This is a genomic window from Burkholderia sp. BCC1638, assembly GCF_902833195.1.
Classification (GTDB): Bacteria; Pseudomonadota; Gammaproteobacteria; order Burkholderiales; family Burkholderiaceae; genus Burkholderia; species Burkholderia diffusa.
In genome coordinates this window covers 99,481-113,292 of record NZ_CADFEC010000019.1, presented here as the reverse complement: position 1 = coordinate 113,292, position 13,812 = coordinate 99,481, and the positions used below count along the sequence as shown (strand labels likewise).

At 65.6% G+C, this 13,812-nt stretch carries 13 protein-coding genes; all 13 read right to left on the bottom strand.

Annotation, left to right across the window (positions count from 1 at the left end; translation table 11 throughout):
- Positions 1 to 192 precede the first annotated feature (192 nt).
- The 13 genes from HWX22_RS21675 to ispG all read right to left on the bottom strand — a co-directional run bounded on the left by HWX22_RS21675 (position 193) and on the right by ispG (position 13,799).
- Complete coding sequence (locus HWX22_RS21675; RefSeq protein WP_059464415.1) at positions 193 to 789, bottom strand: phosphoribosyltransferase; 597 nt, start codon at positions 787 to 789, stop codon at positions 193 to 195.
- 8 nt (positions 790 to 797) lie between these two features.
- Complete coding sequence (locus HWX22_RS21670) at positions 798 to 2,144, bottom strand: adenylosuccinate synthase (RefSeq protein ID WP_175911927.1); 1,347 nt, start codon at positions 2,142 to 2,144, stop codon at positions 798 to 800.
- A 113-nt stretch (positions 2,145 to 2,257) separates the two neighbouring features.
- Positions 2,258 to 3,406 (bottom strand): ATP phosphoribosyltransferase regulatory subunit, encoded by a 1,149-nt coding sequence (locus HWX22_RS21665; RefSeq protein WP_059693226.1) that lies wholly within the window; start codon positions 3,404 to 3,406, stop codon positions 2,258 to 2,260.
- Between the two features lie 101 nt (positions 3,407 to 3,507).
- Complete coding sequence (locus HWX22_RS21660; RefSeq protein ID WP_009687995.1) at positions 3,508 to 3,699, bottom strand: DUF2065 domain-containing protein; 192 nt, start codon at positions 3,697 to 3,699, stop codon at positions 3,508 to 3,510.
- A 36-nt stretch (positions 3,700 to 3,735) separates the two neighbouring features.
- Positions 3,736 to 4,635, bottom strand: coding sequence for a protease modulator HflC (locus tag HWX22_RS21655; protein ID WP_175911925.1), 900 nt, complete (start codon positions 4,633 to 4,635; stop codon positions 3,736 to 3,738).
- 15 nt (positions 4,636 to 4,650) lie between these two features.
- Positions 4,651 to 6,000, bottom strand: a complete 1,350-nt coding sequence (gene hflK / locus HWX22_RS21650) for an FtsH protease activity modulator HflK (protein WP_175916366.1) — start codon at positions 5,998 to 6,000, stop codon at positions 4,651 to 4,653.
- A 47-nt stretch (positions 6,001 to 6,047) separates the two neighbouring features.
- A complete protein-coding gene (gene hflX / locus HWX22_RS21645) occupies positions 6,048 to 7,223 on the bottom strand; it encodes a GTPase HflX (protein WP_174908897.1) in 1,176 nt (391 codons plus the stop codon).
- A 72-nt stretch (positions 7,224 to 7,295) separates the two neighbouring features.
- Positions 7,296 to 7,535, bottom strand: coding sequence for an RNA chaperone Hfq (gene hfq, locus HWX22_RS21640; protein WP_006399927.1), 240 nt, complete (start codon positions 7,533 to 7,535; stop codon positions 7,296 to 7,298).
- Positions 7,536 to 7,676: 141 nt separating this feature from the next.
- Complete coding sequence (gene der, locus HWX22_RS21635) at positions 7,677 to 9,014, bottom strand: ribosome biogenesis GTPase Der (RefSeq protein WP_175916365.1); 1,338 nt, start codon at positions 9,012 to 9,014, stop codon at positions 7,677 to 7,679.
- A 247-nt stretch (positions 9,015 to 9,261) separates the two neighbouring features.
- Positions 9,262 to 10,407 carry an outer membrane protein assembly factor BamB gene (gene bamB / locus HWX22_RS21630; RefSeq protein WP_059817524.1) on the bottom strand — a complete coding sequence of 382 codons (1,146 nt, stop codon included), beginning with the start codon at positions 10,405 to 10,407 and terminating at the stop codon, positions 9,262 to 9,264.
- 40 nt (positions 10,408 to 10,447) lie between these two features.
- Positions 10,448 to 11,077, bottom strand: coding sequence for a tetratricopeptide repeat protein (locus tag HWX22_RS21625; RefSeq protein WP_059529930.1), 630 nt, complete (start codon positions 11,075 to 11,077; stop codon positions 10,448 to 10,450).
- A 55-nt stretch (positions 11,078 to 11,132) separates the two neighbouring features.
- Positions 11,133 to 12,473: a histidine--tRNA ligase gene (gene hisS / locus HWX22_RS21620; protein ID WP_124903553.1), complete on the bottom strand. Its 1,341-nt coding sequence runs from the start codon at positions 12,471 to 12,473 to the stop codon at positions 11,133 to 11,135.
- Positions 12,474 to 12,494: 21 nt separating this feature from the next.
- On the bottom strand, positions 12,495 to 13,799 hold the full coding sequence (gene ispG, locus HWX22_RS21615; protein WP_027787235.1) for a flavodoxin-dependent (E)-4-hydroxy-3-methylbut-2-enyl-diphosphate synthase: 1,305 nt from the start codon (positions 13,797 to 13,799) through the stop codon (positions 12,495 to 12,497).
- Between the last annotated feature and the right edge of the window lie 13 nt (positions 13,800 to 13,812).

Below are 13,812 nucleotides of genomic sequence, written 5' to 3'. Positions count from 1 at the left end.
TTGCCCTGAAGCCACGTGATCCACGCCGCGCATGCAATCCCGCGCAAGCTGTGGCAGGGCTGCCATCATAGCCGGGGACGCGCCGTCTGCCTACCGCGAACACTGATTGTGGCGCCCACCGTCCCGCCGCCGCAATAAAAAACGGCGCCGCAAGCGGCGCCGTACAAGGCTTTCCTTCGATCGACCGGCCGCTTACGCGCCCGAGCCGTCGCGCTGCGCGCGACCGCGCTTGATCCACGCCTCGAGATTGTGAGGACGAACCGTGTCCCACTCTTCGAACGGCTGATGAATCCACGGATTCGTCGGCAGATACTGCGTGTGATAGTCAGGCTTGACCTTCGAGCAACCCTTGTACCAGAGCACCGCCGAGCGCACGGCCTTGACCGCCGGATAGCGCTCCTTCAGGTGCTCCTGCACGCGCGCGAGCGTAACGCCCGAATCGACGAGATCGTCGACCAGCAGCACGTTGCCCTCGAGGTTGCCACGTGTCATCGTGATGTACTGCGCGATGTCGAGCTCGCCCTGCTCGGTGCCGGCCGCTTCGCGATACGAACTCGTCGCGAGGATCGCGAGCGGGACGTCGTAGATGCGCGAAAGTTGATCGCCAACGCGCAGACCGCCGCGCGCGAGGCACAGGATCTGGTCGAACTTCCAGCCCGATGCATGCACCTGGAGCGCAAGCAGCTCGATCAGACGATGGTATTCGTCCCAGCCTACCCACAGGTTCTTGTCGTCGTTGCGCGGATCGGTCATCAAGTCTGCCGCCGTCATCGTGATTTGCTGCGTCATGCTGAGAATTACACCTTGAACGGATGGCGAAGCAGGATCGTCTCGTCGCGATCCGGCCCCGTCGAAACCATGTCCACCGGCACGCCGGCCACTTCCTGGACACGGCTCAGGTATGCCTGAGCATTCGCCGGCAGCGCGTCCCACGTCTTGATGCCGACGGTGCTTTCCTTCCAGCCGGCGAACGTTTCGTACACGGGCTCGCAGCGCGCGACGTCGGCCGCACCGCGCGGCAGGATGTCCACGTCCTTGCCGTCGATCTTGTAGCCGACGCACAGCTTGACTTCATCGAGGCCGTCGAGCACATCGAGCTTCGTCATGCACAGGCCCGACACGCCGTTGATCTGGATCGAGCGGCGCAGTGCCGCTGCGTCGAGCCAGCCGGTGCGGCGCGGACGGCCGGTGACCGAGCCGAATTCCTTGCCGACGTTCGCCAGCGTAACGCCGATCTGGTCTTGGCGTTGCGGATTGTCCGCGTCGTACAACTCGCTCGGGAACGGGCCCGAGCCGACACGCGTGCAGTACGCCTTCGTGATGCCGAGGATGTAGTTCAGCTTCTGCGGACCGACGCCGGCGCCGGCCGATGCCGCACCCGCGACGCAGTTGCTCGACGTGACGAACGGATAGGTGCCGTGGTCGATGTCAAGCAGCGTGCCTTGCGCGCCTTCGAACAGCAGGTTCTGACCGGCGTTGTTCGCGTCGTACAGGCGGCGCGACACGTCGGCCACCATCGGCTTCAGGCGATCGGCATAGCCGAGCATCGTGTCGAGCGTGGCCTGGAAATCGACGGCCGCGCCACCCAGATACTGGGTCAGCACGAAGTTGTGGAAATCGAGATTTTCGCGCAGGCGGTCGGCGAAGGTCTTCGCGTCGAACAGGTCCTGCACGCGCAGCGCGCGGCGGCCGACCTTGTCTTCGTACGCGGGGCCGATGCCGCGACCGGTCGTACCGATCTTGCCGGCGCCCTTGCGTGCTTCGCGCGCCTGGTCGATTGCGATGTGGTACGGCAGGATCAGCGTAGTGGCTTCGGAGATGAACAGGCGATCACGCACGTTCACGCCGGCCTCTTCCAGCTCGCCGATTTCCTTGAACAGTGCCTCGGGGGACAGGACGACGCCGTTACCGATGTAGCAGGCGACGCCTTCACGCATGATGCCCGACGGAATGAGGCGCAAGATGGTTTTCTTGCCGCCGATGATGAGGGTGTGGCCGGCGTTGTGACCGCCCTGGAAACGCACGACGCCCTGAGCGTGGTCCGTCAGCCAGTCGACGATCTTGCCCTTGCCTTCATCACCCCATTGCGTTCCCACGACGACGACATTGCGCCCGGGAGTCACGTTCACTGCGCTGGCAGACATGTTGATTCGTTAGCTGGTTAAAAACGTATTCTACCTATGTTCGCGGGCGATTCCGAATTTTTCCGTTTCGCTTCAACGATATGCACGTCGAACGACGGCCCGCGAACCTCTGTTTAACGGGGTTCGACCACCCATGCGCCGTTACGCTCGACAAGCGAACGGTCGCAGGCGAACTCGTCGAGCACGTGGTCATGCCCCGGCAACGCCTGGATCACGACCTCGCCCGCATCGCGCAGCGCCGCAACGGCCGCGCTCAGCGCGTCGTCCTGCGCCCACGGCGCGAGAATCGCGGTACCGCGCGCCTCGATCGGCGAAATCCGCGCAAGCTCGCGCAGGTCGAGCGAGAAGCCCGTCGCAGGGCGGGCGCGACCGTATGCCTGGCCCACGTGGTCGTAACGGCCGCCGCGCGCGATCGCGTTCGGCACGCCGTCGATGTACGCCGTGAACATCGCGCCGCTGTGGTACGCGTAGCCACGCAGGTCGGCGAGATCGATCGCCACCTCGACACCCTTCGCCTGCGCCGCGAGCTGCGCGAGATCGTCGAGCGCGCGCGTGATCTCGGGCAGCACCGGCAGGCGTGCACGTGCCTCGTCGAGCACGCTCGCGTCGCCGTACAGATGCGGCAGCGTCCGCAGCGCCGCGCGCGTATCGGCGCCGAGATCGTCGGTGAGTTCGTTAAGCAGCGGCACGTCCTTGCCCGACAGCGCGTCGTACAGCGCCTCGCCGCGCTCGGCGGCCTGCGCGTCGCGTGCGAGCAGCGCCGCGAGCACGCCCGCGTGGCACAGATCCAGACGGATCCGCGACAGCCCCGCGAGGTGCAGCGCGTCGAGCATCAGCTGCTGGATCTCGAGATCGGCTTCCAGTCCGGCATGTCCGTAGATTTCGGCGCCGATCTGGATCTGCTCGCGCGTCGCATGCAGGCCGCGCGGACGCGTATGCATCACGTGGCCCGCATAACAGAGACGCGTCACGCCCTGGCGGTTCAGCAGGTGCGCGTCGATACGCGCAACCTGCGGCGTGATGTCCGCGCGCAGGCCGAGCGTGCGGCCCGACAGCTGATCGACCAGCTTGAAGGTGCGCAGGCGCAGGTCGGCGCCGCCGCTCGTCAGCAGCGACTCGAGATATTCGAGCAGCGGCGGCATCACCATTTCGTAGCCGTACGAACGGAAGCGATCGAGCAGCCTGCGGCGCAGCTCCTCGATCTTGCGCGCTTCCGACGGCAGTACGTCGGCGATATTCTCGGGAAGTAACCAGGTCGACATCGTTACGGTCCTACGACAGGAAACAGGGCGCGACACGCGCGCCGCGAGATGAATCGGAAATCGGAAATCGGGCGGAACGAACGGCGGGTGCGCCGTCCGGATCAGGTGGCGAGCAGCAGCAGGACGAGCCCGAGCGCCATCACGATGAGCCCGCCGATCCGGATATGATGCGGCGGCCGCTCCGCTATTCTACGAAACGTGTCGCGCCAGGCGACGGGAAACACGAAGGGGAACGCCCCCTCGATGATCAGCATCAGTGCTACCGCGAGCAACAACGAGCCAGCCAAATCCATGCGAGCGACGGCGCCGCTCGACGCGGCGCCCCAAGGTCAGTGTTTGCGGGGAGCGGGTGCCGCCGGTGCGGCACCGCCCGTCGGGCTGCGCATGAAACGGAAAAACTCGCTGTCGGGGTCGACGACGATGATGTCGTTGCGCTTGAAGGTATTCCGGTAAGCCTGCAGGCTCGCGTAGAACTGGTAGAACTGCGGATCGCGGCCGAACGCATCGGCGGCGATCGACGCGGCCTTCGCGTCGCCCTCGCCCTTGATCGTCTGCGCGGACTTGTACGCATTTGCGAGCACCGCCTGCTGTTCGCGTTCCGCGTCGGCCTTGATCTGCTCGACATCGGCGGCGCCATCCGCGCGCACCCGTGCGGCCTGGTCGCGCAGCGCGGCAATCATCCGCTGATAGACGGCATCCGTCTGCGCAGCCGGCAAGTCGACGCGCGTCAACTGCACGTCGACCACGTCGACGCCGAAGCCCGACGCCTTCGCGCGCACCGCCTCGCGCGCCGCATTGGCGATGTCGCGCTGGCCGCCGAGCGCGTCGTCGAGCGCGCGCTTGCCGAACGCGTCGCCGAGTGCGCTCTTCAGCGCGCCGGCCAGACGCTCGGTGGCGGCCGCCGGATCGCCGCCCGTCGCCGTGAAATACTTCATCGGATCGCTGATCCGGTACTTGACCGCATACGCGACGAGCAGGTCGTGCTTGTCTTCGGTCGCCAGTTGCAGCGGATCCGACGACTCGAGCGATTGCAGGCGCGTGTCGATCAGCGTCGCCGTTTGCAGCGGCGGCGGCAGCTTGAAATGGATGCCGGGGCCCGCGAGTTCGGGTTGCGCGCCGTCGCGGCCCGACAGCACGGCAGTGTGGCGCGGGTCGACGGTCAGAACGGTCGACGACGCCGCGAAGGCGGCGATCACGATTGCGACGACGAGCGCAATGATTCGGTTCATGTTCTGCGCTCTCCGTTACTTCGTATCGTCTTCACGCGAGCGGCTGCGGAACGCTTCGCGCGACCGCAGCACGTCGCTGCCCGGTGCGGGCGCCGCTGCGCCCGAAGCCGCGCTCGCGGGTGCGCTCGACGCAGCGGCGGCCGGGGCCGACGCTGCGACGGGCGCGGATGCACCGGCAGGCGTCGCGGCATTCGCGGCATCTTGTCGCCCCTGCTCGACAAGCTTGTCGAGCGGCAGATACACGACGCTGTTGCCACCCTTGTTGCCGACGAACACTTTCGTCGCGTTCGAATAGATTTCCTGCATCGTCTCGAGGTACATCCGCTCGCGGATCACCGCGGGCGCCTTCGAATACTGTGCATAGACCTGCTTGAACCGGTCGGCGTCGCCCTCTGCCTCCGTGACCACGCGATCGGCATACGCCTTCGCTTCGTCGGCGAGTTTCGCGGCATTGCCCTGCGCCTTCGGCAGCAGGTCGTTCGCATAGGCCTGCGCAGCACGCTTCGCGGCCTCGCGATCTTCGCGCGCCTTCGCGACTTCGGCGTACGCGGCCTGCGTCTGCTCGGGCGCCGCGACGCTCTGCATCGTGACGGCCGTGATCTCAAGGCCCGACTGGTAGCGATCGAGATCGCGCTGGATCGCGGCGGACAATTGCTCGCGCAGTGCATCGCGATCCTGGTTCAGCATGTCGGCCGCGCTGCGCGTGCCGACGATCGCGCGCACCGCGGCCTGGGCGGCCTGCGACACACTGCGCTCCGGATCGACGCTGCGGAACAGGTAGTCGGTTGCCGAACGAATCCGATACTGGACGATGAAACGCACGTCGACGATGTCGGCGTCGCGCGTCAGCATCGCCGCTTCCTTCACGTTCGCGAGACGCACGACGTTGTTGCGGCCGATCTCGATCGAACGGACCTGCGACGTGTCGACGATCTCGTGCGACGCGAACGGATACGGTGCGCGCCAGTGCACGCCCTGGCCAACCGTGCCGGACAGCTTGCCGAACTGCAGCACGACGCCCGTCTGGCCGTCCTGCACGACAAACAGCCCGCTGCCCGCGTAGACTGCGACCAGCACGCCGATCACGATGCCGACGCCGACGCGCGCGGCCCGGCCATTGTCGGGCCGGAAGCCGTTGCCGCCCTTGCCGCCGAACAGGCCGCTCAGACGCCGGTTGAAGTTGCGCCACATCTCGTCGAGATCGGGCGGACCGTCACCGTCGCCACCGGGCGGACGCTTCGATTCATTCGCACGCGGACGGGATCCGTCGTTGCCCTTGCCGTCGCCGCGCCCCCAGCGGGGATCGTTGATCGACAGCAAGGCGCGCATCCGCCGCCAGGTACTCCGCTCGTTGTATTCGTTCACCAGAGTTTGTTCACCAGATTAGACGCCGGCGAACCGGCCGGGACCGGTTAGCGCCCGTGTTCGGAAATCGTGTGGTCTTCGTGTGGTTCAGCGGGTGCGCCGTCGAGCGCGCCGTTGGGTAACGTCGCGCCGGAAAGGTGTTCCGCGGAGGCGATCTCGGCGATGGCGGCACGCAACGCATCAAGACCCTGACCGGTGCGTGCGCTCAAAAAGACGCGCGAAATATTACCATACTCGTCCCGCTCGACCGCGTCGCCGCGGGCCGCCAGTTCGGGCACGGCGTCGATCTTGTTGAACACCAGCACCTGTCGGATCGTGTCCGCACCGATCTCGTGCAGCACGCCGTTCACCTGCTCGATCTGTTCGAGCCGCACCGCGCTCGACGCGTCGACGACGTGCAGCAGCAGATCCGCATGAATCGTTTCCTCGAGGGTCGCGCGAAACGCGGCAACCAACTGGTGAGGCAATTCGCGAATGAACCCGACCGTATCGGATACGACAATTTGACCCGCCTCGTCGCCGAGATACACGCGCCGCGACGTCGTATCGAGCGTGGCGAACAGCTGGTCGGCCGCGTAGGCTTGCGCTTTCGTCAGCGCATTGAACAGCGTCGACTTGCCCGCGTTCGTATAGCCGACGAGCGACACCGACATCGTGCCGCTGCGCGCGCGCTGACGACGCTGCGTGCTGTGCTGTCGGCGCAGCCGGTCGAGCCGCGACTTCAGCATCTTGATGCGCTCGCCGATCAACCGGCGGTCGGTTTCGAGCTGGGTTTCCCCGGGGCCGCGCAGGCCAATACCGCCCTTTTGCCGCTCCAGGTGGGTCCACGCGCGAATCAGGCGGGTCGACAGGTATTGCAGCTGCGCGAGTTCGACCTGCAGCTTGCCTTCATGACTGCGGGCACGCTGCGCGAAGATATCGAGGATGAGGCTCGTGCGATCGACCACCCGCCTGTTAAGCGCCTGCTCCAGATTGCGTTGCTGGGCCGGTGCCAGTGCGTGGTTGAAGATGACGATTTCGACGTTGTGCGCGTCGCAGGCAAGCCGCAATTCTTCGGCTTTGCCGCTGCCGATGAACATCTTGGCATCGGGACTGGCGCGACGACCCGTGAGGGTGACGGCGGGACGGGCCCCCGCACTGGAGGCGAGAAGACTGAGTTCTTCGAGGCTGGCTTCGAAATCGGTCTTGCCGAAGTCGATGCCGACGAGCGCTGCGTTGATCAAATTATCGGGTGTCAAGATAAGGCGGCTGGCATCGGTCGCTCGCGGCGACCGGACGCCGGCCGCTGCGATGGGTTAGGACGAGGCTTCCGCGTCCGGGTGGAAATTCACCGGGCGCGCCGGCACGACCGTCGAGATGGCGTGCTTGTAGACCATCTGGGTCACCGTATTACGGAGCAACACGACGTACTGGTCGAACGATTCAATGTTCCCTTGCAGCTTGATGCCGTTGACGAGATAGATCGAAACGGGAACGTGCTCTTTGCGCAGTGCGTTCAAAAACGGGTCTTGTAACAATTGCCCTTTGTTGCTCATGGCGTACTCCATCTTTTTTTGCAGGTTGATCTGGATTGGCGACGAAGAAAAAGAGATCCGGCGCCAATCGCTACACTATAGCCGATTTTGCATGCCCCGCCCGGGCGTAGGCCATGCGGCCTATCCCTTGCAGGACATGCTTCAGCCCTTGTCCGCGTACGGGTTGTTCGACGAACGGAACTCTATGCGCAATGGAGTCCCGGTCAGTGAGAAAGTTTCGCGGAATCGGTTTTCGAGGTAACGCTTGTAGGTTTCCGTCACGGCGTCGAGCGCGTTGCCGTGGATGACGATCAGCGGCGGATTCTGGCCGCCCTGGTGCGCGTAGCGCAGCTTCGGACGCACCGGACCGCGACGTCGCGGCTGCTGGAACTCGACCGCCTCGATCAGCGCGCGCGTGAGCTTCGGCGTCGGCAGTTTCGCCATCGCCGCCGCGTACGCGTCGTCGACCGAGCGCATCAGCGCGCCGATGCCGGTCTTCTTCGTGGCCGAAATGTAGTGCGATTTCGCGAAGTCGAGGAATTTCAGCTTGCGGGTCAAATCCGCTTTCGCGCGATCGCGTGCGTGATCGTCGAGACCGTCCCACTTGTTGACGCCGATCACCAGCGCGCGGCCCTGTTCGACGACGAAGCCGGCGATGTGCGCGTCCTGGTCGGAAATGTCCTGCTGCGCATCCAGCAGAAGAATGACGACGTTCGCGTCCGAGATCGATTGCAGCGTCTTCACGACCGAGAATTTCTCGATCGCCTCGAACACCTTGCCGCGGCGTCGCAGGCCCGCTGTGTCGATCAACGTATATTTCTTGCCGTTGCGTTCGAAGTCGACGTAGATCGAATCGCGCGTCGTGCCCGGCATGTCGAACGCGATCACGCGGTCCTCGCCGATCAGCGCGTTCACGAGCGTCGACTTGCCGACGTTCGGCCGGCCGACGATCGCGATCTTGATGCCGCGCGACGGATCGTCCTCGTCCGCTTCCTCGGGCTGGCCCGCGTATGCGACTTCCAGCGCCTCGTTGATCATGTCGGTCACGCCGTCGCCGTGCGCGGCCGAGATCGCGCGCGGATCGCCGAGCCCGAGCTCGTAGAAGTCCGTCGCGACCGCCGTGTACTTCATCCCCTCGGCCTTGTTGACGACCAGGAAGATCGGCCGGCCGGTCTTGCGCAGGTAGTCGGCGATCGACTTGTCCTGCGGCGCGAGGCCGTTACGGCCGTCGACGATGAACACGACGACGTCGGCTTCCTCGACGGCCTGCCGCGTCTGACGTGCCATCTCGTGCAGGATGCCGTCCTTCGCGACGGGCTCGAAGCCGCCGGTATCGACGACCAGATACGGCCGTGCGCCGACCCGCCCTTCGCCATAATGGCGATCGCGCGTCAGGCCCGGCAAGTCGGCGACCAGCGCATCGCGCGAACGCGTGAGCCGGTTGAACAGCGTGGATTTCCCCACATTGGGGCGCCCAACGAGGGCAATGACCGGTTTCATCTGTGTTTTCTACGGTGATGCGCAGCAGCGGGAGGCCCGCTGCTGCGGGCGGCTGCGCTGAATGAAAATATCACGAATTCGCGCCGCGCCGGATGCGCGCGCCGGGCGCGCGTTGCGCGCCGTCGTCTTTCGTTTCGAACTGCCTTTCAAATACCGAGCGGCCGGGGACACCGGCCGCCTTCATGTCGCGCGACCGCGGCGCGCGGGACGAGCCCGCCGCGCCGCGTTCGCGCCTGTTACGTGCGCGTCAGCGCGGACGGAACCCGTACAGGCCGCCGTCCTTCGTCTGCACGACGAGCGTATTGCCCGCCAGGACCGGCGCCGCGGTAATCGCGCTGCCGTCGGTCTTCATTCGGGCGATGAAACTGCCGTCCTCGCGCGACAGGAAGTGCACGAAGCCCTGGTAGTCGCCCACCACGACCGCATGACCAAGCAGGTAGGGCACGCCGACGTCGCGGCTCTTCAGCTTGTCGTTACGCCAGAGCTGATTGCCGCTCGCCGCGTCGTAAGCCGTCACGACCGACCAGTCGTCGCCGCCGGCGACGACCGAATCATCCTGCGCGAGACCGCTGCGGCTCGAGAACGCCTTTTCCCACAGCGGACGGCCCGAGTTCGCGTCGAAGCAGCCGAGCTGGCCCTGGAACGTGACCGCGCACGCTTCGGCACCCACGAGCGTCGGCGGACCGCTGACGTCGTTGATGCGCTCCACTTCGGTCACACCCTTCGGGAACGACACGGGCGTCTGCCAGAACGGCTCGCCCGTCTGCAGGTTAATCGCGACGAGACCGCCGCCGGGGAAGCCCGCCAGCACGGCCGCATCGCCCGCGAACGTCATGCCGGCCGACACGCGCAGGTTCAGCGGCACCGCGCGGTTGCGGTAGTTCCACTTCTGTTCGCCCGTCTGCGCGTTGAACGCGATCACTTGGCCGTCGATCGTGCGCACGATCACGAGACCGTTGCCGACCAGCGGCGGCGAGAAGATCTCGCCCTGCACGCTCGTCTTCCACAGCTGCTTGCCGTCGGGGCCCAGCACGAACACGCCGCCCTTCAACGCACCAACCGCGGTCAGGTTGCCATCACTGCCGACCCCGGCCGACAGGTCCGAACCGACCTTCGCGCGCCACAGCGTCTGGCCCGTCTTCGCGTCGATCTTCTCGACCGAACCGTTCTCGCCCGCCGCGTAGACGGCGTCGCCAACGGCCACCGGCGAGAACAGATAGCGCCCGCCCTTGCCGACGCTCGCCTTCCAGACCTGTTGCACGTCCATGACGGGCTTGAACTCGGTGAGCGGCGTCGGCACGCGGCGCGCGTCCTTCGACGACGAGCAGGCCGCCAATGCCAGGACAGCCGCCGCGCAGGCTACGGGCACAGCGTAACGTTTCAGCAAATTCATCGGTTAGCGAAGCAGAGTTAAGAGGTTGAGGGGGCCGGGATCAGCCGCCGAGCGCATCTAGCTTGAACTGCACGAGCTGACGCGCGGACTGGTCGTCCTGCGACAGGCCGGCGAGCGCGAGCTTGTACGCGGCGCGCGCATCGTCGGTCTTGCCTTGCGCCGCAAGCAGATCGCCACGGCGATCGGCCACGAGGCCCTTGAATGCATCGACCGGTGTGCCGGACAGCAGCGCGAGGCCCGCATCGTACGCCTTCTCGTCGAGCAGCAGCGATGCGAGACGCAGTTTCGCGATCTGCTTGTACTCGTCGTCCTTGGCGTGATCGACGGCCCATTGCAGCTGCGCCTTCGCGCCTGCGGCGTCGCCGGCCGCGTACAACGTCTTCGCCGCCGACAGTGCGGTCATCTGCGCATACGGCGTGCTGCCGAACTTGCTTTCCATGTCGGCGGCCGCGCGGGCCATCGTCGCCTTGTCATTCGCGGCGGCGGCCTTCTGCACCTGCTCGTACAACCCGGAAGCCTCGGCGGCCTGACGGCGCTGCCAGTAATTCCAGCCGTTGAAACCGGCCGCGACGACCAGCGCCGCGAGCACGATCCACGTGGTGAGGTTGCCCCAGCGGGCCCACCACGCCTTGAGACTTTCAATCGATTCTTGTTCGTCGTGATAACTCATCGGCGAGCGATTCCTTCCTTTTCAGGCTTTTCTTGTCGAGCGAATGCCAGCGCGATCAGTCGTCGCCGTCTTCGGCGGATGCAACCATCGCATTGATTAGGAATTCGGTCAAGCTTTCGACCGGTACGGTCTGCTGAACGTTCTTTTCCCCGTCCTCGCCCGCACCGCGCAACGCTTTCACGCCGACCGTGCCGTTCGCGACCTCTTCTTCGCCGAAGATCACCGCGAACGCGGCACCGCTCGCATCGGCCCGCTTCATCTGCGACTTGAAGCTTGCCGGGCCGCCATCGGCGCTGCAGTGGAAAATCACGTCGAGGCCCGTATCGCGCAGACGCTCGGCCGCGATGAACGCCTGTTCGCGCGCCGTCTCGCCCTGGTGCACCATGTACACGTCGACACCCTCCTGCTCGGGCGCGAGATCCTCTTCCTTCAGCAGCTCGAGAATGCGCTCGATGCCCATCGCCCAGCCGCACGCGGCGGTCGGCTTGCCGCCGAGCTGCTCGATCAGCGGATCGTAGCGGCCGCCGGCCGCGACCGTGCCCTGCGCACCGAGCTTGTCGGTCACCCACTCGAACACGGTCAGATTGTAGTAGTCGAGGCCGCGCACGAGACGCGGGTTGATCTTGAACGGGATGTTGTTCGCGAGCAGCAGGCGCTGCAGCCCTTCGAAGTGGGCACGCGACTCGTCGCCCAGGAAGTCGATCAGCTTCGGCGCGTTCTGCGCGATTTCCTGCAGCGCGGGGTTCTTCGTGTCGAGCACGCGCAACGGGTTCGTATACAGGCGACGCTTCGCGTCCTCGTCCAGGACATCGGCGAACTGCTCGAGATACTTGATCAGTTCGACGCGGTGCGCGGCACGCTCTTCGGCGAGGCCGAGCGAATTGATCTCGAGCTTGATGCCGGTCAGGCCGAGGTCGTCCCACAGGCGCTGGCACATCATGATGATCTCGGCATCTGCATCCGGGCCAGCGAAGCCGAGCGCCTCGACGCCGACCTGGTGGAACTGGCGGTAGCGGCCGCGCTGCGGACGCTCGTGACGGAACATCGGGCCGATGTACCACAGGCGCTTCGGGCCGTCATACAGCATGTTGTGCTCGATCGACGCGCGCACGACGGCCGCGGTGTTTTCCGGGCGCATCGTCAGGTTCTCGCCGTTCAGCGCGTCGGTGAAGCTGTACATCTCCTTCTCGACGATGTCCGTGACTTCGCCGATGCCGCGCGTGAAGAGCTGCGTATGTTCGACGATCGGCGTGCGGATGTTCTGATAGCCGTACGCGCGCAGCAGCGATTTCACGGTAGCTTCGAAGAACTCCCAGAGGCCGGCATCCTGCGGGAGGATGTCGTTCATGCCCTTGACGCCGGTGAGCTTCTCGATCTTGCGTTTCTGTTCAGTCATCGTTCGTGTGTGTGGACGAATTTAGTTCAGGGCCTCGGTGCGGCCGTAATTGCGTGCGACATAGTCGCTGACGATCTGCTGGAATTCCTCGGCGATCCGCTCACCGCGCAGCGTCTTGACCTTCTCGCCGTCGATGAAGACGGGCGCGGCCGGGTTTTCGCCCGAACCCGGCAGGCTGATGCCGATGTTCGCGTGCTTCGACTCGCCCGGGCCGTTGACGATGCAGCCCATCACCGCGACGTTCATCTTCTCGACACCCGGATATTCCTTGCGCCAGACCGGCATCTGCTCGCGCAGATAGGTCTGGATCTGCATCGCGAGTTCCTGGAACAGCGTGCTCGTCGTGCGGCCGCAGCCCGGGCACGCGATCACCATCGGCGCGAACGAGCGCAGGCCCATCGTCTGCAGGATTTCCTGGCCGACGATCACTTCGCCCGTGCGCGACGCGCCCGGCTCCGGCGTCAGCGAAATGCGGATCGTGTCGCCGATCCCTTCCTGCAGCAGCACGCCGAGCGCGGCCGTCGAAGCGACGATGCCCTTCGAGCCCATGCCGGCTTCGGTCAGACCGAGGTGCAGCGCGAAGCCGCAGCGGCGGCCGAGCTCACGGTACACGGCGATCAGGTCCTGCACGCCGCTGACCTTGCACGACAGCACGATGCGGTCGCGGCCGAGACCCAGCTCGACCGCGCGCTCGGCCGAGCCGATCGCCGACTGGATCAGCGCTTCGTACATCACGCTCTGCGCATCCCATGGCTGCGAACGCGCACCGTTCTCGTCCATCATGCGCGCGAGCAGATCCTGGTCGAGGCTGCCCCAGTTCACGCCGATCCGCACCGGCTTGTCGTACTTCGCCGCGGCTTCGATCATCTGCGCGAACTGCGTGTCGCGCTTCGCGCCCTGACCGACGTTACCCGGGTTGATCCGGTACTTCGACAGCGACTCCGCGCAGCCCGGATAGTCGCGCAGCAGCAGGTGGCCGTTGTAGTGGAAATCCCCGACGAGCGGGACGGTCACACCCATCCGGTCGAGCTGTTCGCGAATCGCCGGCACGGCGGCCGCGGCCTCCGGCGTATTGACCGTGATGCGCACCAGTTCGGAGCCCGCGTTCGCAAGCTCCTTGATCTGGATCGCCGTGCCGATTGCGTCGGCCGTGTCGGTATTCGTCATCGACTGCACGCGCACCGGCGCATCGCCGCCGATCGTCACGAGCTGCCCGCCCCAACGAACATCCACCGCATGCGACACGCGACGCGGCTGATGCCCGCCGAACACCGGCTCGGTTGAACAAATCTGACTGCTGCGTGGGGATTGAGCTTCGGATTGCATCGATAGATCCATT